The 22,241-nt window shown below is 47.5% G+C and carries 19 protein-coding genes; 17 read left to right on the top strand and 2 right to left on the bottom strand.

The genetic code is table 11. The features are described 5' to 3' along the window. Positions 1-161: 161 nt before the first annotated feature. The 9 genes from NSQ68_RS15815 to NSQ68_RS15775 all read left to right on the top strand — a co-directional run bounded on the left by NSQ68_RS15815 (position 162) and on the right by NSQ68_RS15775 (position 9,403). Complete coding sequence (locus NSQ68_RS15815) at positions 162-1,367, top strand: M20 family metallopeptidase (RefSeq protein WP_342426487.1); 1,206 nt, start codon at positions 162-164, stop codon at positions 1,365-1,367. 84 nt (positions 1,368-1,451) lie between these two features. After that, positions 1,452-1,880 (top strand): CBS domain-containing protein, encoded by a 429-nt coding sequence (locus NSQ68_RS15810; protein WP_023989320.1) that lies wholly within the window; start codon positions 1,452-1,454, stop codon positions 1,878-1,880. Positions 1,881-2,055: 175 nt separating this feature from the next. After that, on the top strand, positions 2,056-3,822 hold the full coding sequence (locus tag NSQ68_RS15805) for a DNA repair helicase XPB (RefSeq protein WP_342426486.1): 1,767 nt from the start codon (positions 2,056-2,058) through the stop codon (positions 3,820-3,822). A gap of 6 nt (positions 3,823-3,828) precedes the next feature. Beyond that, positions 3,829-5,853, top strand: coding sequence for a helicase-associated domain-containing protein (locus tag NSQ68_RS15800; RefSeq protein WP_342426485.1), 2,025 nt, complete (start codon positions 3,829-3,831; stop codon positions 5,851-5,853). A 107-nt stretch (positions 5,854-5,960) separates the two neighbouring features. After that, positions 5,961-6,401: a YlbF family regulator gene (locus tag NSQ68_RS15795; RefSeq protein WP_013310906.1), complete on the top strand. Its 441-nt coding sequence runs from the start codon at positions 5,961-5,963 to the stop codon at positions 6,399-6,401. Between the two features lie 39 nt (positions 6,402-6,440). Beyond that, the gene (locus tag NSQ68_RS15790) at positions 6,441-6,701 is read left to right on the top strand and encodes a YlbG family protein (protein WP_029517637.1); all 261 of its coding nucleotides are present in this window, start codon (positions 6,441-6,443) and stop codon (positions 6,699-6,701) included. A 229-nt stretch (positions 6,702-6,930) separates the two neighbouring features. Continuing rightward, positions 6,931-7,368, top strand: a complete 438-nt coding sequence (locus tag NSQ68_RS15785) for a hypothetical protein (RefSeq protein ID WP_025717787.1) — start codon at positions 6,931-6,933, stop codon at positions 7,366-7,368. A gap of 209 nt (positions 7,369-7,577) precedes the next feature. Further along, complete coding sequence (locus NSQ68_RS15780) at positions 7,578-8,534, top strand: selenium metabolism-associated LysR family transcriptional regulator (protein WP_342426484.1); 957 nt, start codon at positions 7,578-7,580, stop codon at positions 8,532-8,534. Beyond that, the gene (locus NSQ68_RS15775; protein WP_342426483.1) at positions 8,534-9,403 is read left to right on the top strand and encodes a PHP domain-containing protein; all 870 of its coding nucleotides are present in this window, start codon (positions 8,534-8,536) and stop codon (positions 9,401-9,403) included. The genes NSQ68_RS15780 and NSQ68_RS15775 overlap by 1 nt, the downstream gene beginning before the upstream one ends. A 94-nt stretch (positions 9,404-9,497) precedes the next feature. Here NSQ68_RS15775 and NSQ68_RS15770 read toward each other — a convergent pair whose 3' ends face one another. Next, positions 9,498-11,243: an NFACT RNA binding domain-containing protein gene (locus tag NSQ68_RS15770; protein ID WP_342426482.1), complete on the bottom strand. Its 1,746-nt coding sequence runs from the start codon at positions 11,241-11,243 to the stop codon at positions 9,498-9,500. 229 nt (positions 11,244-11,472) lie between these two features. On the opposite strand from NSQ68_RS15770, the gene NSQ68_RS15765 reads away from it, so the two are divergent. Both NSQ68_RS15765 and dapF read left to right on the top strand, forming a co-directional pair. Continuing rightward, the gene (locus NSQ68_RS15765) at positions 11,473-14,271 is read left to right on the top strand and encodes a calcium-translocating P-type ATPase, SERCA-type (protein WP_307346536.1); all 2,799 of its coding nucleotides are present in this window, start codon (positions 11,473-11,475) and stop codon (positions 14,269-14,271) included. A 109-nt stretch (positions 14,272-14,380) separates the two neighbouring features. Next, on the top strand, positions 14,381-15,214 hold the full coding sequence (gene dapF, locus NSQ68_RS15760) for a diaminopimelate epimerase (protein WP_039270862.1): 834 nt from the start codon (positions 14,381-14,383) through the stop codon (positions 15,212-15,214). A gap of 167 nt (positions 15,215-15,381) precedes the next feature. Here dapF and NSQ68_RS15755 read toward each other — a convergent pair. Next, positions 15,382-16,742, bottom strand: a protein-coding gene (locus tag NSQ68_RS15755; RefSeq protein WP_342426481.1) for an IS1182 family transposase whose coding sequence is annotated in 2 segments (ribosomal slippage) — positions 15,382-16,175 and positions 16,175-16,742 — 1,362 coding nt in all. Because the reading frame shifts where the segments join, the coding sequence is not laid out codon by codon here. 258 nt (positions 16,743-17,000) lie between these two features. Between NSQ68_RS15755 and NSQ68_RS15750 the strand changes: the two genes are divergently transcribed. The 6 genes from NSQ68_RS15750 (at position 17,001) to rpoZ (ending at position 22,210) form a co-directional block, all read left to right on the top strand. Beyond that, positions 17,001-18,023, top strand: a complete 1,023-nt coding sequence (locus tag NSQ68_RS15750; protein WP_342426480.1) for a hypothetical protein — start codon at positions 17,001-17,003, stop codon at positions 18,021-18,023. A 147-nt stretch (positions 18,024-18,170) separates the two neighbouring features. Then, a complete protein-coding gene (locus tag NSQ68_RS15745; RefSeq protein ID WP_342426479.1) occupies positions 18,171-20,057 on the top strand; it encodes a bifunctional homocysteine S-methyltransferase/methylenetetrahydrofolate reductase in 1,887 nt (628 codons plus the stop codon). Between the two features lie 35 nt (positions 20,058-20,092). Beyond that, positions 20,093-20,980, top strand: coding sequence for a YicC/YloC family endoribonuclease (locus NSQ68_RS15740; protein ID WP_307346526.1), 888 nt, complete (start codon positions 20,093-20,095; stop codon positions 20,978-20,980). A gap of 56 nt (positions 20,981-21,036) precedes the next feature. Continuing rightward, positions 21,037-21,297: a DUF370 domain-containing protein gene (locus tag NSQ68_RS15735; protein WP_005548256.1), complete on the top strand. Its 261-nt coding sequence runs from the start codon at positions 21,037-21,039 to the stop codon at positions 21,295-21,297. 14 nt (positions 21,298-21,311) lie between these two features. Next, positions 21,312-21,884 (top strand): guanylate kinase, encoded by a 573-nt coding sequence (gene gmk, locus NSQ68_RS15730; protein WP_013310894.1) that lies wholly within the window; start codon positions 21,312-21,314, stop codon positions 21,882-21,884. Positions 21,885-22,006: 122 nt separating this feature from the next. Further along, entirely contained in the window at positions 22,007-22,210 is a 204-nt protein-coding gene (gene rpoZ, locus NSQ68_RS15725) for a DNA-directed RNA polymerase subunit omega (protein ID WP_013310893.1), read from the top strand. Positions 22,211-22,241 lie beyond the last annotated feature (31 nt).

The following is a 22,241-nucleotide window of genomic DNA, read 5'->3' as shown; positions in this document are numbered from 1 at the left end:
TTGGGCTTCTGCAACCTCCCTGGAGCAACAGATATCGCAACAATTCCATATCTGCTACAATAGGATAAAAATGAAGACTTGATAGCAGCGGTGCATACGTGGTGACGCTGCATGATGAATCGGGAAATTACCCGGTGCTTTAAAAGGAGAGGTGGAGCAGAATGACACAACATACGCTAGACAAGATCTGGTTTGAGCGTTTGCAAGAAAGCATGGTGGAGTGGCGTAGACATTTACATAAGAATCCCGAAATTTCCTTTCAGGAAAGCAAAACCGCAGCTTTTGTAGCGGATAAGTTGGAGAGTTGGGGAATCGAGATTCGCCGTCAGGTAGGGGGACACGGTGTTGTAGGCACCATTCGTGGTGCTAAACCCGGGCCTGTCGTCTTGCTGCGTGCCGATATGGATGCTCTTCCTATTCAGGATGAAAAGGAATGTGAATATCGCTCCAACGTAGACGGAGCCATGCATGCTTGCGGCCATGATGGACATACATCCGCGTTACTTGGAACGGCTTACTATTTTAGTCTGAACCGGGACGAGCTGCAAGGAGAAATTCGGTTGTTGTTCCAACCTGCGGAGGAATTGCTGCCTGGCGGAGCGCTCAGTGTAATAAAGGATGGTATATTGGAAGGTGTGGACGTCATTTATGGCATCCATTTATGGACACCTTTTCCGGTTGGGACGGCTGCGAGTTGTGCAGGGCCGCTGATGGCGGCGGCAGACGATTTTTATATTGAAATCACAGGTAAGGGGGGGCATGGTGGGATGCCCCAGTCCACTAATGATAGTGTCGTGGCGGGTTCAGCTCTTGTTATGCAACTGCAAAGTGTCGTAAGCCGTTCAGTCGACCCATTACGACCTGCCGTGCTGACGGTGGGAACCATCCAAGGGGGCTCTGCGCAAAATGTGATCGCAGAAACGTGTCGCTTGAGTGGAACGATTCGTACGTTTGATGAGGAGACACGAACGGTGATGAAGGAGCGACTGCATGAGGTAACAGAGCTCACAGCCGCAACATACGGTACAACAGCACAGGTTCGCTATATTATGGGATACCCACCAGTTGTCAATGACGCACATGAAGCATCTCGTTTCTTTAATAAAGCAAAATCTGTTTTCGGCGAGGAGAATGTACAGGAAGCGTCGAAGCTGATGCCTGCTGAAGATTTTGCGTATTATTTGGAACGTGTGCCAGGTTGCTTCATGTTCGTAGGAGCGGGTAACCCAGCTAAAGGAGCGGTTTATCCACACCATCATCCTAAATTTGATTTTGATGAGGATGCTATGATTAACGCGGTTCGATTGTTTATTGCGATGTCTACGGGATACGCTGCGGAACGAAAAGCAGGGGCAATTAGGGGCTAAAATGAGTTGAATTGGGAACGGTTCAATCTGGAGTATGAGCTGAATGAAATGGGGTACCCTACTGTTGAAAAGGAGGGAGTACCCATGAAAAAGGTTCAGGAAGTTATGACTAAAAAATGCGTAACGGTTACCCCGCAGGACAATATTTATGAAATTGCTGTCAAAATGAAGGACAATGATACTGGTTTTATTCCGGTTGTGGAAAGCGAAGGCAGTGATAAGTTGATCGGTGTAGTAACGGACCGTGATCTTGTCGTTCGCGGTTATGCGGCTAAAAATTCGGGTTCGGGTTCAGTCGATACGGTTATGACGACAGGTATTCGTACAGCCAGTGCGGACATGTCGGTGGACCAAGCAGCTGAACTGATGGCAGAGCAGCAAATCCGTCGGTTGCCTGTGACGGAAGGAGACCGTCTGATCGGGATTGTCTCGATCGGGGATTTGGCTGTTCGTAATATTTTTGCAGACAACGCTGGAGAGGCGCTTAGTCATATTTCCGAGCAGGTCCACTAGAAGAATAATTAAGGTAGGCATTTGTTTGGGTGGTCTTTACCCCGGGCGTTAAATCAGGAGTTCAACCCGAATATGGGTTGGGCTCCTTGCTATTCTGGTTGATATGCAAATAAACGGATAAGCTATTTATTATATAACTTAAAATGATGTATTGTTAGATTATCAGGAGGTAGTCATGAATCCAGATCATCCTTGTATTGTACAACGTGATTTTACCGTTCTGCTGGAAATGGGCTTACCCGGTTCGGAATGGGCTCGTTCACAGTTGCAGATTTATGCGGAGCTGGTTAAAAGTCCGTCCGCTTTTCATACATACCACATCACTCCACTGTCTTTGTGGAATGCAGCTGCCCTCGGATGGAGTGCTGAGGACATTCAAAATAGTTTGCATTCCATGTCCCGTTGGGATATTCCACGTGATTTGTTGAATGATATTGAACAGCTCGTTTCTCGCTATGGGACGTTGACGCTTTCACGAGGTACGAAAGAAGACGGAGGTATAAAGACAGGGAAAGCCAACAGCTATACAATAGGTGATCGCTTGATCTTGGCAGCAGAGACCCCCGCTTTACTGGGTGAGCTGCTGACCAAGCAAGAGCTAAAACAGCTTGGTTTACTTCGCGTTGATGAGGAAAGCGCATCGGTCCCGCCCGAAAATCGGGGCTTGCTCAAGCAGGAATTAACTCGCTTGGGATATCCCATTGTGGATACGGCAGGCTATCTTGAAGGGAATCAGCTTAGTTTTACCTTGGGAAAGGGACAAACGAAGTTGCAGCTTCGTGATTATCAAGTAAAGGCCGCTGATGCGTTTGAAGGAGCGGACGGCTTAGGGGGGAGTGGTGTACTGGTGCTTCCATGCGGAGCCGGAAAAACAGTGATCGGCATGGCGGTGATGAATCGGCTTCAGTGTGAAGTGCTTATTCTAACATCTAATACTACTTCTGTACGGCAATGGGTAGAAGAATTAAAGCAAAAGACGGATATTCCTGCCGATTCCATCGGGGAATATAGTGGTCAGAAAAAAGAGGTGCGCCCGATTACGGTGGCAACCTACCAAATTTTGACACACCGCCGCACCAAAGATGGGGATTTTGAGCATATGAAACTGCTGAGTGAGCGGAAGTGGGGACTCATTATATATGATGAAGTACATTTGCTGCCCGCGCCAGTATTCCGGGCGACGGCTGATATTCAGGCTACCCGTCGTTTGGGGTTAACAGCCACGCTGGTTCGAGAGGATGGTTGTGAACGGGATGTATTCTCTTTAATTGGGCCCAAACGATATGACATGCCGTGGAAGGAGCTGGAGCGACAGGGCTGGATCGCTCAGGTCGATTGTGTGGAGTTACGGCTTCCAATGACAGCTGAACTTTTGGAGCGCAGTATGCGTGCCGAGGGCAGACAGCAGTACCGAATTGCAGCCGAAAATCCGATCAAACTGGAGGCTGTGCGTAGCCTGATGCAACATCACAGCGGTTTGCCCACGCTCATTATTGGTCAATATTTGGACCAGTTGCGTACATTGGCTCAGGAGCTCGGTGTCCCACTGATTACGGGTTCAATGAGCCAGACGGAGCGGGTGCGTTGGTTTGATGCATTCCGCAAGGGTGCAATTCGGACCCTATTGGTGTCTAAGGTTGCAAACTTTGCGGTGGATCTGCCGGATGCGGCAGTAGCCATAGAGGTATCGGGTAGCTTTGGCTCTCGTCAGGAAGAAGCGCAGCGACTGGGTCGCATTTTGCGACCCAAGTCGGGCGAGAATAAAGCTTATTTTTATGCGCTAGTGACGGAGAAAAGCAAGGAGACGGATTTTGCAGCTCGTCGCCAGCTGTTTCTGATTGAGCAGGGCTATGAATATGCGGTTCGCAGATTTAGTGTGACAGAGGCTATTGGAAGCAGCGATGCTAAGTCTGGAGATCGTGGAAAGAAAAAGGAGGCCTAATCCAGAATGGGCGTAACGAACACGCAAGATAGCTGGAATGAGCTTTCATCGGATGAGCTGTTGGTACTTAGACGATGCTTTATCCGGCACGCAGGACAACCCATGAAGGAAGAAGAACCTATACAGCTTACCCGGGGATCGTTAAGCGGAGTCGAAACGAAACTGGCACTGCGTGGATTACGTGCCCGGGGCTGGCTGGAGGCTGTTACCAAATCGTGGGGCGAACGAATTTTATATATACCGGTTTATCGGCTACCGGATCTGTACGATATGTTGTTAGAGCAAAATCCAATGAACATGATGCATTCGGATCATCCGATAACGGTACATGAATCAATGACAGGCCTGGAGTCGGAATTGCTGCATGCGTTGTCACGTATTGCAGTACAGGGCGTCCCTTTGACGGCCAAAGGAACCATACATAAGCGATCATTGCAAAAATTGAATGAACTGACCCCCTTTCGCCCAGAGGACCTGATGGGTCTTGGGTTGCATTATGCGCATGCAGAGCTGTATCCAGTGCAAACGGCGGTAATGATGGATTTGCTACTCAGTTTGGGACTGTTGGTGAAAGAAACGGTGTCTTTTCGCATTCAGGAAACGGAACTGGCGACTTGGATTCGTTTGTCTGCTTGGCAAATGCGCAAGCATATTTTTGCTACACTCATGGAAAGATACGGCAAAGCCGAAGCGTCTATGCAGCATTTTCGCTATATGCTGTGTGCTGTCTCTCAGTATGAAGAAACAGAAGGGTGGATATCTATCAAGTGTTTGCTGCAATGGATGCTTCAAGTAGGCCTAATCCAGCAGGAGAGTACGAGCGGAGCTGATTCCAAAAACGGCGCCCTTTTAGACTTTATTCCTACAACCTCAAATCCGGAAGGGTTTGCGGGAGAAACGGGTTCTGATTTTAATTTTAATGGATCTTTCATGGAGGGATTGAAGGGTTGGCTGAAGGCCCTGACTGCTTTTGGAATGGGTGATTGGGGCCAGACTGCATCTGGCGAACTGTGTTTTCGCTGGAATGTATCTGTGTTAGACATGCTTCGTCCCAATAATTACGAGGATACACATCAAGAACAAGGTACTTTTTATGTACAACCTGATTTTGAAATATTGGTTCCACCAGATGTGGCATATGATGTGCGCTGGCGACTGGAATGCTGCTGTGAACGAGTGACAGGAGATCGGATGGTAATATACCGGATCACCAGAGAAAGTGTTACAGAGGCAATCGAGTTAGGGATGGAAGCCAAAGCAATTCCTGCTCTACTGGACAAGTTCAGCCGGACAGGCGTGCCTGATCATGTACGTATGGCGGTAGAACAGTGGGCAGGCGATGTCGGACGGACGGCTTTTGCAACGGTAACACTTTTGCGATGTGGCACACAGGAGGATGCAGACATGGTTGCACGCCATCCCGCGCTGGAAGGATTGCTGGAACGGCTTGGCGCCAAGGACTTTATTATTCCGGCGAGCTCTGCTGTCAAAATACGAAAAACGCTTGCTGCAATAGGATTAGGTCCACGTCGTGAACCCGAAGGTGTGGACGAGCCAACTCATCATTATCCACTGATTTCGGAAACAGAGAACATAAGTTCAGGCAGCCTCAACAGTGAAATGGAGCCCGAACCTACTCAAGCCCGTTCTATATTTTCCCAAGAGGGAAGAGCAGGTTTGGTTTATACAGGGCGAACGCTGCATTTTTACGAACAAGAGCATACACTGCCTGATCCGTCTGACTATTTTCCAGAAAGATCTACAGTCCCCTCCTCATGGACAAAAGAATGGAGGAGTTACCATACTTCCACTGCCCGGCAGTTGATCGAGCAAGCGATTCGTTGGCAGGCTGCTGTGGGGCTGCGAATCGGTGGGAAAGAGGTTAAATGGATACCGGAGTCGGTGGTTCCCGGTGCACCATGGAGTGTCACAGGCTGGTATGCCTCAGGAATGGATGACGAAACACTTTCTCCTGCGACCTTACAGCCAAGTGAATGGTCAGACATGCGGTTACTGGTTCCTTTTACATAGTAGGCCAGGAAGTGCATGAAACTCCTTCTTCTCAAAAGAAGGATGTGGTATGATAAATGAGTCTACTTTTACAGGGTAGAACTTTATATAAAGTGAGATGAACATTCATGAGCGTAGCCGAATTGAACACGGTCAATATGGCAGAAGTGCTTATTAACGCCTATGAATTGGGCGATATGGTCAACCGATCCTTTGAGGTATCGGATTATTTATATTGGAAGCAGCGTGTGGAATTGAATCCGTCTATTCAGGCGTGTGTACGCAAGCTGGATGCCAAAAAGGAGCTATTCGCGGAAACGGAGCGTTTTGGGCATTTTCATCCGAACTATCATGAAGCGAAGGATGCAGTGCAGGTCGTTGAGCTGGAACTGGAACAATTCGTGGATGTTAAGGAGTTCAAACGAGCCGAAAAGGCGCTGGATGATATGCTTCATGCCATGTCTGAAACGATTGCATATTCCGTGTCCGAGACTATTAAGGTGCCGAGCAACGATCCGAATGTGAAAAAAGGCGGATGTGGCAGCGGAGGGAAATGCTCCTGTGGATAGGTCATAGGAATGATACCGAGTGGAGGGGAGATGAAGCGAATGTTTGCCGAGCGGACAGGGTACATCATTTGGGTAAGCGATATCAAGGCTGCCCGCAATCTGGAGAAATACGGAAATGTCCACTTTATTTCAAAGCGTATGCATTATGTAGTGATATATATGAATGCGGATCGGGCAGAAGACACCGTTAAAAATATTCGCAGACTTTCCTATGTGCGTAAGGTCGAGCGCTCTTTTCGAAATGAGATTAGGACGGATTACAACGACGATAAGGAAAAGATGAAAGAATATGAAATATAAGATAAATGTCTATAAATTGTAAGAATTTTCTTGAAAGGTCAGCCTACAGGCTGGCTTTTTTTTGTAAAGTCAGGACTTTTGCATAATAGTCTTGATGCTGTTAGACCTAAAAAATCTTTAAATATCACCCATAAACTTCAATTTTGTAACTTGTAGTCCCGGGTCTGTTGAGGTAACATATGAATATATTGGTAGATATAAAGACCTATCTGGTGGGGAGAGTGATCCCGTGCGTGACAAGGCAATGCAGCGATGGAGTACATACGAACCGTTCTACGTGGAGATGGGCGATAAAAAAGTCGCCGATATCGTGATTACAAATCATGCGAAAACACGTTACTTAGATCGGGTAGAGCAGAAACAGTCCGAGACGAATCATATCGCCGCCTGGCTTTGGGAATGCCTGAAGCAAAACAGGATGGAGTCCTATTATCATAACGAAGAGGATGTATATTTAATTGATGGTGATCTGGTCGTCGTGGCCGAATTTGGAGAGTTGCCCGGTGAGATGGATATTGCGGGGAATCCGCTTCACAAAATGATTGTCATTACCTTTTTGGGCCGGATGTCGGAGACCATTGAATTAAGGGATTTGAAGTCATACTATTCATGGTTACGCCATTCGCGGCGCATGACACTGATGAAAAGCACTCGCAAGCAAAAATAGACGGTCATTTGGAGAACGGCTTCAGATGAAAAATCTCCAAACTTCTTGAATACCGTTAAGTTTAAGTAGAAAGTATGCAGTTATTAGCTGCATGCTTTTTTAATTTCCAATAATAAAACTCCCCAATTCAGTAAGTTTACTTGGAAATGCTTCGACAGACGTTTTTCTTATGTTAAAATAGGGAGATCAGAGGGGAGAGGGCTGTCAGTATGAACTTTCATCAGTTGCACATTTTTTATACCGTAGCGGAACGCGGGAGCTTCTCGGCAGCGGCACAAGCGCTGCATATGACACAACCTGCGGTGACGATGCAAATTCAGTCTTTGGAAGATTATTTTGGCACGAAACTGCTGCAACGTTCTACTAAAAAAATCGAACTTTCAGAGGCGGGAGCGACATTACTGCCTTTTGCGAAAAAAAGCATGCAACTGATCAGAGAAGCTGACGAGGCGATGTCTGCTTTTACTCACATGTTGGAGGGAAGATTGCATATTGGCGCCAGCCTTACGATTGGTGAGTATATTGTACCCAGAATGCTGGGACCGTTTGGTCAGGAATACCCTCATATACGCATGGCGATGAATGTGATGAATACAACTCAGATTATGGATGATATACTAAAACATCAGCTGAATTTAGGACTGATTGAGGCCCCAGTCCAGCATCCGGATATCGTGGTGGAACCTGTGATGCAGGACGAACTGAAACTGATTGTGCCTTCAGGACATGCACTCGCCAAGGCTAAAAAAGTGGTTCTGGAAGATGTATTTAAGCATCCTTTTGTAGCCAGAGAAAAGGGATCTGGTACACGTCAAGTAATAGAAGATGAGCTGAAAAATCGTGGTATGGATGCCTCCCGACTTGGGATTGTAATGGAGATGGGGAGCACTGGAGCGGTTAAATCGGCGGTGGAGGCTGGACTGGGCATTACCATGCTATCACCTTCTTCGGTGAAGCATGAAGTTGCGCTCGGATTATTGAAAATTGTAAATATTTCAGATATCACGTTCAAACGAGAATTTTATGCAATTCATTTGAAGTCGGCGTTGTTGCCGATTCCGGTAGTAACCTTCCTGTCTTACTTGCGTCGTCATGATCAGGGAACGGACGTGCTGAGGGACTCGCAGGACGAGCTTGCAAAGGTGGAAGAGAAGGAGGATGTATAATGAAGGAGCAGATTAACGTAAAACGATATGATTTACACACACACACCCAAGCATCTGACGGAATGCAACCACCTGCAGATAATGTGCGCTGGGCCAAGGAAAAAGGGCTGGCAGGTGTGGCCATTACAGATCATGATACGGTAGCTGGCCTGGAGGAAGCTCTGGAAGAGGGAAAACGCATAGGAATTACTGTGGTGCCAGGAGTGGAAATTAGTACTCGAGCTGGCGATAAGGATATTCATATACTCGGTTATTTTATGGATTACCGCAATAAAGTGTTTTTGGAACGGTTGGAAAAGCTTCGCCAGGCACGGGATACCCGTAATGATTTGATTTTGAGCCAATTGCGTAGTCTGGGTGTGGAAATCACACTGGATGAAGTGGTGGCTACGATGGGCAGACCGCTGGCACCAGATGAAAGCATTGGACGTCCGCATATGGCGGATACGCTGGTTCAAAAAGGATATGCGAAGGATATGCGGGACGCATTTGACCATTACTTGGCGGAAGGAGCGCCCGGATATGTGTCTGTGCCCCGTGTAGAGCCTGCGGAGGCCATAAACTGGATTCGTGAAGCAGGAGGGGTACCCGTGGTGGCTCACCCTGGCTTGTACGGAAATGATGAGCTGGTTCGTTCTATTATAGAGGAGGCGAAGCCTGCGGGCTTGGAGGTGCGACATTCGGACCATGATGCTGAGGCTGAGAGCCGATATACTGCGATGGCGGCGCAATATGGGCTCATTGCAACTGGCGGCTCAGATTTTCACGGTGCACGCCAAGGTGTTATTTTCCACGGTGATCTGGGTAGCCGTAGTGTGGAAGGGCAGGTAGTCGAGGAATTGAGGAAGGCTGCTGTTGGACAAAAGTAAATAAAAAGCCCCTTGCCTTATGCATGGAACACAAGAAGTGTACCGTGCAAAGAACAAAGGGCTTTTTTTTGTGGGTTCAATAGGCTAGTAAGATTTAACCGTTTTTGATGCGATTCGGCAGCTTTTTGACTAGTTCCTCATCGGGTGTAATGAAAAGCGTACGCTGATGGTCGTAGATGACAAAGCCAGGTTTGGCTCCGCTAGGCTTACGTACATGTCGAATCAGGGTGGCGTCCACAGGTACACTGCTGGACTGCTTGGCCTGACTAAAATAGGCAGCGAGTTGAGCTGCTTCCTCCAGCGTCGCATCTCCGAATTGCTCAGCACGTATAACGACGTGTGACCCCGGAATATCCTTTGTGTGCAGCCAGGTGTCATTTGGTCCGGCCAGTCGATTTGTTACATATTCATTTTGCAAGTTGTTTTTGCCAACCAGTAACTCGATACCTTCGGATGATGTATAGACGTGCAGGGTTGGACGGTCGTTTTTCTTCTTTTTCTTTCCTTTTTTGACCCGATCTCTGAGATAGCCCTGCTGAACCAGTTCTTCACGTATTTCCTCAATGTCATTCATAGAGGCATGGGCTAGCTGCTGAAGAAGACTGTCCATATAACGGATTTCTTCGTGCGTTTTCTCCAGTTGTTCGTCAATGACAGCCAGGCTGTTTTTATATTTGTTGTATTTTTTAAAATACCGTTGCGCATTATCCGACGGGTTGAGTAGTGGGTCTAGTGGGATGGACATTGGACGCTGTTCCTCATCATAAAAGTTGATGATCGTCACTTCTTTGTCCCCTTTTTTCACCTCATGCAGCGAAGCGAACAGCAACTCTCCATAAATGCGAAATTGATCGGCATCTTCCGCCTCGGCCAAATCCTGTTGGAGATAGTCGAGTTTTTTTACGTTTTTGCTCCGCTCATTTTGCAGAAACCGCAGTAGGTCACTGACCTTTTGCTTAACCGTATCCCTTTCTGCTTTTTCACCGAAGAAGTCTTCCATACACTCACTGATCGTAGCGTACTCCTTACGCTCTTCCTGGATCAACGTCAGAGGAATAGCTGAGAATATCACTTTATCTTGTGCGTTTAGTCCAGATACCGGCTGAAAACGATGATTCCGCACGTCATCCATGATGTGACTGAATGTACTCCATAGTGAACGATCACTATCACCAGACACTTCATTAGTTACTCGAGTTAGTATCTCTTCAGCAATGAGGGGACTGAGTCCAGTAAAAGTGTTCACGATCCAGCGTTTGGGAGCTTCCTCGGCCTCGATCGCTGTTTGATACGAGGATACGAAGGCAGCCTCTTCTGTTTCTAGTGGATTCAGCTTGTTTTGTTCAGGAGGCTCCGTGTATTGAAAGCCGGGCATAATGACCCGATAGCTGCTAATAGACGGTGTGACATGATGAATGCCATCCAGCATCACGCCTGTTTCCGGGTCAAGCAAAATGATGTTGCTGTGTCTGCCCATCAGTTCAATGATAATTCGTTTGAGTGAAACATCTCCCAGTTCATCACGTTGACGTACATCCATGTGAATAATACGCTCCATGCCCACCTGCGTGATTTTCTCAATAACGCCTCCTTCGCAATGCTTGCGAAGAAGCATACAAAACATAGGGGCTTCTGTCGGATTGAGAAAGCTTTGTTCTGTAAAATGTACACGCGGGAAGGTCGGGTTAGCCGACAGTAGCAACTTTATGCTTCCGCCTTGTGCCCGCAGATTCAGCACGATATCGCGATCGTTTGGCTGATGTATTTTATTAATGCGCCCGCCCCGGATGCCTTGCAGTTCGTGTACGATAGCGCGGGTTACGATTCCGTCCAATGCCATAATTATGTTCTCCTTTGAAGCAAATGTATTTTCGCCTTCCTTCTATGATACATAACTTTGGGACAAAACTTAAGCGGCTTTGTGATATTTCAGATCCTGTCCGAATAGATTGAATCTAGAAAGTCTGTCCAGCCTATCAGCAATCGCGGCACAAAAATATAATAACGGGCAGCCATCCTACGCACAACCGACGGAAGCGGACTATCTGACCGGGAGGGAATTGGGGAGAATGGAACAAGCACACTGGCACCAATTAAGCAATGAACAGCTTTCAACAAGTCTGGAAGTCGACCCGAAGCAGGGTCTTTCGGAGGAACAGCTTGCGGAACGAAGAGAAAGGTCAGGATGGAATGAGCTGAGCGAGGGGAAGCGAGTTTCGGCAATCTTGCTGCTGCTCAACCAGTTCAAGGATTTTATGATGCTTGTATTGATGGGAGCGACCCTGATATCCGGCCTGCTTGGCGAGTATTTGGACGCGATTACCATTATTGCTATTGTTGTACTGAATGGAATTCTCGGCTTTGTACAGGAATTCAGAGCTGAGCGTTCATTGCGGGCTTTGAGACAACTATCGGCTCCAACTGCCAAAGTGTTGCGGGGCGGCAAACGAATTCAAGTTCAAGCCAGAGAACTGGTACCGGGTGATATCGTGCTGCTGGAAAGTGGTGATCGCATTCCCGCAGATGTAAGGTGGTTGAGTACGAATGGCTGTGATGTAGAGGAGTCTGCCCTGACAGGTGAATCGGTTCCGGTGAGTAAGCATTGCCGCCCCATTCATGCCGCCGAGGTACCACTTGGGGATCAAAAAAACATCGGTTTTATGGGCACGATGATGACTAGAGGAACCGCACAAGGAATAGTTATACGTACAGGTATGAGTACCGAAATGGGTAAGATCGCAGACTTGATAGAAAATACGGAGTCGCAGGAGACACCGTTGCAGCACAGATTGGAGCAATTGGGCAAAATTTTGATTATCGTAGCGTTGGCGCTAACGGTGCTCGTTGTCGTAGCAGGCATTTTACATGGACAGCCAGCCATGAGCATGTTCTTGGCCGGAGTGAGCTTGGCTGTGGCGGCTATACCGGAAGGGTTGCCAGCTATTGTGACGATTGCGCTCGCATTGGGTGTGCAGCGTATGATTAAACGAAAGGCGATTGTGCGTAAGCTGCCTTCTGTTGAAACGCTCGGCTGCGCATCTGTCATTTGTTCCGACAAAACGGGTACCCTGACCCAAAATAAAATGACAGTTACCAAGCTATGGCTGGACGGTCGCTTCTGGGGAGTTACGGGAGAGGGCTATGACCCTCACGGGCATATTATGGATAGAGACCTTCCTGCCGATCTTAAAAACGGACAATCTCTGCGTAGACTGCTGCAAGCCAGTGTGCTTTGCAACAATGCAGAAATTGTTCAAGCCGATACAGAGGAGCTACGTTCGAAAAAGAAAACCAAAGAGCCGACGCCGTCCGCCGTTTGGGAGCTAAAGGGTGATCCGACGGAAGGAGCGCTGGTCACGTTAGCTGCCAAGGGCGGAGTCACGCGACAAGGGCTATATGAGCTGTACACAAGGGAGCGAGAATTTCCTTTTGACTCGGATCGGAAGCGAATGTCGGTACTCGTACGCCACCAGGGAGGACACATTGTCTTTGCCAAAGGTGCGCCGGATGTACTGCTGGGTCAGTGTTCCTACATTTTATGGGAAGGAAATGTCGTTCCGTTAACGGGTACGCTGCGCCAAAAGGTACTGGCAGCTAACGAAGGAATGGCCTCGGAGGCGCTGCGTGTACTTGGTGTCGCTTACCGTGATATCCGCTCGCATGAGCGTGTCTCCACGGTTGAGGAGGCTGAAGCACAACTGATCTTTATCGGGCTGACAGGCATGATTGATCCGCCACGTCGCGAGGTTCGCGAAGCCATTGGCAAGTGTCGTCGTGCTGGCATTCGCACTGTGATGATTACCGGAGATCACGGTACAACTGCAGAGGCCATTGCACAGCAGCTGGGCATTCTTCAGCGCGGATCCCACGTGTTAACAGGACAGGAATTGTCTGCGATGGATGATGCGACGCTGGACAAAGCCGTTGATACTGTCTCTGTGTATGCACGGGTTTCGCCGGAGCACAAGCTACGGATCGTCAAGTCACTGCAAAGACGCGGACATGTTGTAGCCATGACTGGAGATGGCGTTAATGACGCTCCAGCGATAAAGGCGTCGGACATCGGTATTGCAATGGGCATTACGGGGACGGACGTGACCAAAGAAGCGGCTGCGCTTGTTCTGAGTGATGATAATTTCTCTACGATAGTAGCCGCAATTGAGGAAGGACGGAATATTTACGAGAATATCCGTAAATTTATCCGTTATCTACTCGCCTCCAATGTTGGTGAAATTTTGACGATGTTTTTTGCCATGATGGCCGGGCTGCCGTTACCTTTGTTACCGATCCAGATTTTATGGGTGAATCTAGTGACTGATGGCCTACCAGCAATGGCTCTGGGGGTGGACCAGCCAGAAAAGGACCTCATGGAGCACAAACCTCGTGGCGCAAAGGAAAATATTTTTGCTCGTCGACTGGGCTGGAAAATCATTAGTCGTGGCTTGTTGATTGGTTTATGTACGCTAGCGGCCTTCTGGCTGACATTACGTATTGCACCGGATGACGCAGGACAATTGATCAAAGCACAGTCCGTTGCCTTCGCTACGCTAGTTCTGGCGCAGTTAATTCATGTGTTTGATTGTCGCAGTTCCCGTTCTATTTTCCATCGTAACCCGTTTCAGAACAGTTATCTCGTGCTTGCCGTGCTGTCCTCCGTAGTGCTAATGCTGGTGGTTATGTACGTGCCTATGCTGCAACCTATTTTTAAAACGGTACCGCTTGGTTTGCGTGAGTGGGCGCTATCCATTGTCGCAGCTGGGATTCCGACATTTCTGATGGGAGCGGGAAGTGTATGGGGCGGTCGACGCAACCGTCGTCGCGGCGGAAATACACACTTTTCAGCGGGACGAACGAAGTTTTCAGCCTAGAAATCGGGTCATGCATATCGCATCGCTTTCCCACTATTGCCCTGTATGATATCATGGGATCAAAGCTTCATGAGGAACATGACATAAGTAGCAACGGCGGAGGTAAGCTATGGAATTCACAAAAATGAACGGTCTAGGTAATGATTTTATCGTTTGGTTTGGGCATCAGGAGTTGCCGCCTGACGCCTCGGAATTAGCTGTTCGGCTATGTGATCGACATTTTGGTGTTGGCGCCGATGGGTTGGTATATATATTGCCATCAGAAAAAGCGGATTTCTGCATGCGCATTATTAACTCGGACGGCTCAGAGGCCGAACAATGCGGTAATGCTATCCGTTGTGCTGCCAAATACGTATATGACCGTAAGCATATCAACCGTGAACAGATCACGATTGAGACCCTGGGTGCAGGTGTACAGCAGGTCGAACTAACTGTAGAGAATGGACTTGTTCGTATGGTGAAGGTAGATATGGGAGAGCCAATTCTTGAGGGTTTGAAGATTCCAACTACACTGGATCTGACTAGCGTAATTAATGAGCCCATTGAAGCTGGAGGAAGTGGTTTTCGCTTTACGGCTGTATCTATGGGGAATCCGCACTGTGTCATTTATGTGGAGGATGCGCCAAGCTTTGATCTGGAAGCCTGGGGGCCAAAGCTGGAATGCCATCCGTTATTCCCTAAAAAAACAAATGTTGAGTTCGCCACGGTACGTAGCCGTAAGCATATAGATATGAGAGTATGGGAGAGAGGTGCCGGACCAACGCTAGCTTGTGGAACCGGAGCCTGTGCTACGCTTGTTGCTTCTGTACTAAACGGATATAGCGACCGCCACGCCATTGTAAGCCTGAAGGGCGGCGATCTGGATATCGAATGGAGCGAGGAAGATAATCACATATATATGACGGGTCCGGCTGAGATCGTATACGAAGGTCGTCTGTTCTGAATCATGTGACTATAAAGATAACGTGCAACTAGCTTATGAATCGTATAGAAGTGAGTGAAAAGAAGACCTTAGTAGGTCTTCTCAGATTGTCGAGAAACCCCGTCATTTTGAGACGTGGGTTTCTTTTTTACATCATAATGCTCTGTCCTCTGGGGAAATAGGGGGGGTTACCCCTGTTTTTCCAGGCGATCCAGGTGGATCGCCACCTTCTTCATGTTCTGCACGGCTGCCGTCATAAGGGCTTGTTCCCTGACGTTTGGAAGACCGCGCAAACGGCAATAGCGAAACCCATGGAGCTCTTTGGCATCCGCGAAGCTTCGCTCAATCGTCTCTTTTCGTTTGCGGTATAGCTTTTTACCGGATAGGCTCAACCGGTTGCTCCGCACCCACTCTTTGCTGTCTTCCCAGACATGCCGAGTCACCACTTTGCGGTGGTTTTGAGACTGGGTACACTGGTTCAGCAACGGGCAATGCTGACACTGTGCTGGGTCAGAGGCATACTGCTGGTATCCCTTACGGTCCGTCGTCCGGTAGGGCAGTTCTTGTTGGGCTGGGCATCTATACACATTGCGTTTGGCATCGTATTCAAACTTCCATTTTGGGAACAGTCCTTGTCTGGGATGGAATCTTCGGTGAGCAATCACGGCAAAAATCTTTCGGTTTTGTAAACCTCGACAAATCGGCGTCGTTAAATAACCTGAGTCTAGTGCCACGGCTTCTACTTGAAAACCAAAACGTTCTCGTTGGCGGTCCAAACGGGACAAATAGGGGACGGAATCATGTACATTTCCCGGTGTCACATGCACATCGGTAATGAGATTGTACTTCATATCCACCGTTCGGTGGTCCAGATAGAAGAAGCCTTCAGGCTTGCCATCACGGATCATATAGCCGCTGTCCGGGTCGGTTTTGCTTACTTTTATTTCTTTTTCCTCGTTCACTTCCTCTCGAGATTTTAGCGCTTTTTTCCGTGGTTTCTCCGGTCATCCTTCACCGCTTCGTTAAGCTCGTCCATATAGTCTTTGGTATTCTGCAATACTTGCTCTTTGGTGTACTTATGTTTATTGGCATTGGCCTTGAGGTGGGTGGAATCGGTCATGAGAACACGTCCGCCCACCATTCGGTGAGAGATCGCCTGCAGCACAATTTCATCGAAGATATCTTGAAAGATCGTGGTGTCTTTAAAGCGTGTACGGCGATTCCAGCTAATCGTCGTATGATCCGGAACTTTATCGGTTAAGCCCAGCCCCAGAAACCAACGATAGGCCAAGTTCGTCTGAATTTCACGCTCGAGTTGCCGTTCTGAGCGAATGCCATAGAAATAACCGAGGAAAATCATTTTAAACAATACGGTAGGATCAATGGCAGGACGCCCGTTGTCCGCACAATACAGCGGGCTTACCTTCTCATGAATAAAGGAGAAGTCTATATATGTATCCACTTTGCGAAGCAAATGATCTTGGGGAACCAGTTCTTCCAGAGAAACCAATTCAAAAGATTGTTGTTTGTCTTGATTAGGTCGAAGCATACCAACACCGTCCGTTCTATACAATAGTTACCTATATTATACAACATTAACGCGGTGTCGTCTTAAATAAAATTAACATAAAAGAAGCTGTCGAGACTTTCTCGACAGCCTGAGAAGACCTTAGTAGGTCTTCTTTTTTTGGACTTAGATGCCCTTGTATACAAGGAATATGATGAACAAAGCAACATTCTGTCTTTTTTTGGCGCCTGAACGATGTATAATATAGAAAATGAGAAAACAATAAGGAGGCCGTTCATAGTGCGGAAATTTCGTTGGATTTCAGCAGTTGCAGTCCTCATATTTGTAGCCACCGCGCTTCCGGTTCAGGCGGCGACCATTCCTGCGGCCGCGGAAACGACGGACAAGCAGGTTGGGTCGCTAACTCCGACAGTGGTAAGCCGTTTAGAAAAAGCGGTGCAAGAACTCATCGGCTCGAAGACAGCATTTCAATTTGACGATGTGACAGATATGGGGAAAACTTGGATTGTAGAGGGCGGACTGGAAGATGGAACTGCTACGTTACAGACAGAATATAATAAAGAAAAAAATAGAGTAGATTCTACAACCATACGATATAAAATAAGCAGCTTGGGAAAAGCGATGAACGCGCCACTCAAGACGAAAGTGCTAAACAGCGCCAAAGCGTTTGACAGCAAGCGTCCTTTGCAATTTGAAGCATTTTGGCGGGTCAAATCCCCTTATCAGTCCAACAAGCCATCAAATTACTGGGTATTTTGGGGCGCAGGAGAACAGGCTTCCTCGTTGTATGTGGATGTGGATCGAGGTAACGCTATTACCATCAACGCGGACTATGCGCTGAAGCGGGTGGACCCTCTGATACTGAACCGTGCAATGAACACATTTAAGCGTGTGAGTGGACAGCCAATTAAGGTGCAGCACGCTTCACGGTACAAGGATGAAACGAAGGGACTTTCATATTGGTCGTTTGAGGATGCAAACGAGGCGAGTGAGGTCAAAATTAGCGCGGTAACTGGTAAAGTGCTGGCCGTATCCACCTATGGGGTAGACTGGAATGATGACGCAGATTTCAAAAAAACATTTGCAAGCCCGAAATATACTGCTTCAGAAGCTTTGAAGCTAGTCAAGCCCAAGGCTCAGATGTTGTTTAATATCAATTTGACCGGCTATAAAGTGAAAGTTCAAGGGAATCAATATACGTTCTACAAGCAGCAAAAGGGAACGGATTCTATTGTGGCTAAAGTGAATAAAAAAGGGACTTTTTACGCTTACTCTCTCCATTCTTCCGATGGGAAAATGTAGTAGGAAATAGAAAAGATAAATCAAGCTGCTCCACTCCTGATATCATATTGTCGGGGAGAGGGGCGGCTTTTTTTGTTTTTGGCTTATGTTTGAAGTCTCTTTATGTTACATTAGTATGAAAATAAAGAGCGGGGTGGAGCAGAGGACATGAAACCGGATTTGCGTACTGTGCTGAATCGTGAAATTATTGTCGGAGACGGCGCAATGGGGACTTTTTTATATCAGCTAGGATTTCCAGTAAATACGTCTTTCGAAGAACTGAACATCACTTCGCCTGATGTTATATCAGACGTGCATAGTCAATATTTAAGTGCAGGAGCTCGATTGCTGGAGACTAATACATTTTCTGCAAATGATTATAAGTTAGCCCGGTTTGGACTGGAATCTAAGGTAGAAGAGATCAATCGTGCTGGTGTGAGAATTGCCAGAAATGCGGCCGGACCTGAACATTATGTGGTAGGTGCAGTGGGTTCCATATGTGGGGGCAAACGGCTTAACATATCAAAGCTGGAGCTGGCAAGAAACTATGAGCAGCAAATTGATGCTCTTCTCTCCGAAGGAGTCGACGGTATTTTGTGCGAAACGTTTTATTCACTGGATGAAATACGCATAGCGCTTCACAGTGTACGTAAATACAGTGATATTCCGGTAATTTGTCAGTTTGCGGTCGATCAGGTTGGTCGTACTCAGGATGGTTTTTTAGTTGCGGAAGCTTTTTCGGTGCTGCGTAATGAGGGGGCAGACATCCTTGGATTTAACTGTCACTCGGGTCCGCAGGGAATTATGAGTGTAATGGAGCAACTGGAAGGCCCTTTGTCTGTACCGTTGTCCGTATATCCGAATGCGGGACTAGCAGATTATGTGGACGGTCACTATGTATACGGTGCATCACCTGAATATTTTGGAGAATGTGCCAAATCCTTTGTAGACCTGGGAACGAGGCTGCTCGGTGGTTGCTGCGGAACTACACCGGATCATATTGCTGCTATATCCAAAGCCTTGAACCGTTTGCAACCGCCTCCTCTTGCTTCAAAAGAAGCTTTGTCGAAAGAGTCCTTTCAAGTGGCGGAGCGGATTGCAGATGAAGGGGAACGAGGAAATGGCAGACATACCAGTGAGCCCAACATCGTGGATCTGGTAAAGGAACGACATACGGTCATTGTAGAACTGGATCCTCCGCGCGATCTGGACATTACGAGGTTTATGCAAGGTGCTCATGCGTTGAAGAAAGCCGGGGCCGACGCGCTTACACTGGCTGACAACTCGCTTGCAGTCACTCGCATGAGCAACATGGCGCTTGGACATTTGGTCAGTATTGAAACAGGCTTGCGTCCATTAATTCATATAGCATGTCGTGATCGCAATCTGATTGGTACTCAATCCCACATGATGGGTTTTGACGCACTCGGTATTGACCATGTACTGGCGGTTACTGGAGATCCAGCGCGGTTCGGTGATTTGCCAGGAGCCAGTTCGGTGTATGATATGACCTCTTTTGAAATCATACGTATGATCAAGCAATTAAATGATGGTGTCGCATTTTCCGGTAAGCCACTGAAGCAGAAAGCTAATTTTGTGGTAGGTGCCGCATTTAATCCTAACGTCAAGCATTTGGGTAAAGCCGTACAGCGGTTGGAGAAGAAAATTGCCTCCGGAGCCGACTATGTTATGACTCAGCCCGTATACGACCACGAGTTGATTGCAGCCATCGCGGAAGCGACACGACATTTGGAAGTACCGATTTTTATCGGTATTATGCCGCTGGCTAGTGGACGCAATGCAGAATACTTGCACAATGAAGTACCAGGCATTCAGTTATCCGATGAGGTGCGTGCACGCATGTCTGGTCTTGAGGGTCCAGAAGGACGTGCAATGGGCGTGTCTATTGCCAAGGAGTTACTCGATACGGCAATGGAACATTTTAATGGTATCTATTTTATGACTCCATTTATGTTCTATGAAATGACAGCTGAACTGACTTCATACGTATGGCAAAAATCAGGCCGCGTACAGGCCCCCTTGTTTCGACTATAATAATCAATTACAATAGTATAATGGATGTGATGCCGATGTCATTGAGTATGACCGGATACGGTCAAGCCATTCTTCATTATGAGGGCTATAAGGTGCGCTTGGAATTGAAATCGGTGAATCACCGCTATTGCGAAGTGATGATGAGAATTCCGCGCGAATGGACTCGTTACGAAGATGGCTTGAGAAGAACGGTTCAACAGCAGATTAAACGCGGTCGTATCGATGTCTTTATCCACAGGGAACGTGATGAAGAACAGATGCCCGCCGCGCGGTTGAATGACACTGTGGTGCAGGCTTACCTGCATGCAGCGGAGCAGCTGGCGGATCGTTATGGAGTGAAAGGAACGTTAGGGATAAGCGATATTCTTGCTTTGCCTGACGTTCTGGGTGAGCCTGGAGAGGCTTTCCATGGAGACGAAGAGGACTGGGAAGAGCAACTACAGCGAGCTTTGAATGAAGCTTTGCAAGGTTTACTGGAGATGAGAAGGCGAGAAGGCGGACATTTGGCGCAAGATGTGAAATCCCGTATTTTACGTCTGGAATCCCTGCATCATGAAATGACGGTGCTGGCTCCTCATGTTGTGAGCGACTACCGTAACAGGCTGAAACACAGGCTTAAAGAGCTTCAGGACGGTTCATTTACGCTTGATGAACATAAGTTCGGAATGGAGATTGCGTTATTCGCGGATCGCAGCAATATTGATGAGGAACTTACCCGGCTTCAAAGTCACTTTGAGCAGTGCAAGGGGTTGCTGCTATCGGACGAGCCGGCCGGTCGCAAATTAGATTTTTTAATCCAGGAAATGAACAGAGAAGTCAACACGATCGGCTCCAAGGCTAATCATCTCACATTGGTTAATTTGGTCGTTGAGATGAAAGCAGAGCTCGAGAAAATTCGTGAGCAGGCTGCAAATATTGAGTAGCTACCTGGTAGCGGCACGGCTGCAAGAGTCACATGTATAGGGGGAAAGACCTGAATATGGCAATCAAATTGATCAATATTGGTTTCGGCAATATCGTGTCGGCCAACCGAATTATCTCCATCGTCAGTCCGGAGTCTGCTCCGATCAAGCGGATTATACAGGAAGCCAGGGACCGTCATATGCTAATTGATGCTACCTATGGCCGCCGGACGCGGGCTGTTATTATTACAGACAGTGATCATGTAATCCTGTCTGCGGTGCAGCCGGAGACGGTCGCTCATCGCCTATCCACTAAAGATGATGACAATGACGAATAAAAATGGAGTGTACTATGGCTAAGGGATTATTATTTGTAATATCCGGACCTTCGGGTGTCGGTAAAGGGACGGTAGGCAACGCATTGCGTGACAAGCTACCAGAGATAACGTACTCCGTTTCTGCTACAACTCGAACACCTCGTTCGGGCGAACAGGATGGAGTGACCTATTTTTTTAAAACGCGTGAAGAATTTTTGGGTATGATTGAACGAGATGAAATGCTGGAGTATGCTGAGTATGTAGGGAACTATTATGGTACTCCACGTGATTTTGTAGATCAGACGCTTGCGCAGGGAAAAGATATTTTTCTGGAGATTGAGGTTCAGGGAGCACTAAAGGTTAAAGAAAAATTTCCAGAAGGCATATTCATTTTTCTGCTTCCGCCTTCGCTAGATGAATTAAAGGATAGAATCCGGGGACGGGGCACAGAAACTCAAGCGACCATAGACCACCGTATGTCGGTAGCTGTGGATGAAATGAATCTGTTGCGTCACTATGATTATGCGGTCGTCAATGATGAGATTGATTTCGCTTGTAAACGAATAGAATCCATTATTATCGCCGAACATTGTAAGGTTCATCCTTAATCGAGGGCTTTACATATGCCAAGCGTACCTAAAGAGAAATAATACTGTATAAGCTGAGCTTGAAGGTGTACACTGGAGTTCAGCTTATACAGTCCTAAAACTACATGAAGAGGTGTCTATTCGTGCTGTATCCTTCCATTGATGAAATGATGAAAAAGGCAGATAGTAAGTATTCGTTGGTTGTAGCGGCTTCACGTCGTGCCAGACAGTTGCGCGAGGGTGAAAAGACGACTCTCAAGAATCCTAAATCCCACAAACAGGTTGGAGTGGCGTTGGAAGAGATTTACGCGGATCATCTGCGTCTTGAAAGCGGCGAAGACGAGTAAGAATTATACACAACTATTATAACCGGGCGCA

Origin of the sequence: Paenibacillus sp. FSL L8-0158, assembly GCF_038592965.1 — a bacterium.
Taxonomy (GTDB): Bacteria; Bacillota; Bacilli; order Paenibacillales; family Paenibacillaceae; genus Paenibacillus; species Paenibacillus polymyxa_D.
This window is presented reverse-complemented; position numbering and strand designations above follow the sequence as displayed.

What these genes read in the sequence shown, in the direction of transcription:
- NSQ68_RS15805 (WP_342426486.1), top strand. Translation starts at nt 2,056, where the DNA reads ATGAATCCAGATCATCCTTGTATTGTACAACGTGATTTTACCGTTCTG.
- NSQ68_RS15770 (WP_342426482.1), bottom strand. Translation starts at nt 11,243, where the DNA reads ATGGCATTGGACGGAATCGTAACCCGCGCTATCGTACACGAACTGCAA.
- NSQ68_RS15740 (WP_307346526.1), top strand. Translation starts at nt 20,093, where the DNA reads ATGTCATTGAGTATGACCGGATACGGTCAAGCCATTCTTCATTATGAG.
- NSQ68_RS15810 (WP_023989320.1), top strand. Translation starts at nt 1,452, where the DNA reads ATGAAAAAGGTTCAGGAAGTTATGACTAAAAAATGCGTAACGGTTACC.
- NSQ68_RS15775 (WP_342426483.1), top strand. Translation starts at nt 8,534, where the DNA reads ATGAAGGAGCAGATTAACGTAAAACGATATGATTTACACACACACACC.
- NSQ68_RS15745 (WP_342426479.1), top strand. Translation starts at nt 18,171, where the DNA reads ATGAAACCGGATTTGCGTACTGTGCTGAATCGTGAAATTATTGTCGGA.
- gmk (WP_013310894.1), top strand. Translation starts at nt 21,312, where the DNA reads ATGGCTAAGGGATTATTATTTGTAATATCCGGACCTTCGGGTGTCGGT.
- NSQ68_RS15780 (WP_342426484.1), top strand. Translation starts at nt 7,578, where the DNA reads ATGAACTTTCATCAGTTGCACATTTTTTATACCGTAGCGGAACGCGGG.
- NSQ68_RS15735 (WP_005548256.1), top strand. Translation starts at nt 21,037, where the DNA reads ATGGCAATCAAATTGATCAATATTGGTTTCGGCAATATCGTGTCGGCC.
- dapF (WP_039270862.1), top strand. Translation starts at nt 14,381, where the DNA reads ATGGAATTCACAAAAATGAACGGTCTAGGTAATGATTTTATCGTTTGG.
- NSQ68_RS15790 (WP_029517637.1), top strand. Translation starts at nt 6,441, where the DNA reads ATGTTTGCCGAGCGGACAGGGTACATCATTTGGGTAAGCGATATCAAG.
- NSQ68_RS15795 (WP_013310906.1), top strand. Translation starts at nt 5,961, where the DNA reads ATGAGCGTAGCCGAATTGAACACGGTCAATATGGCAGAAGTGCTTATT.
- NSQ68_RS15815 (WP_342426487.1), top strand. Translation starts at nt 162, where the DNA reads ATGACACAACATACGCTAGACAAGATCTGGTTTGAGCGTTTGCAAGAA.
- NSQ68_RS15800 (WP_342426485.1), top strand. Translation starts at nt 3,829, where the DNA reads ATGGGCGTAACGAACACGCAAGATAGCTGGAATGAGCTTTCATCGGAT.
- NSQ68_RS15765 (WP_307346536.1), top strand. Translation starts at nt 11,473, where the DNA reads ATGGAACAAGCACACTGGCACCAATTAAGCAATGAACAGCTTTCAACA.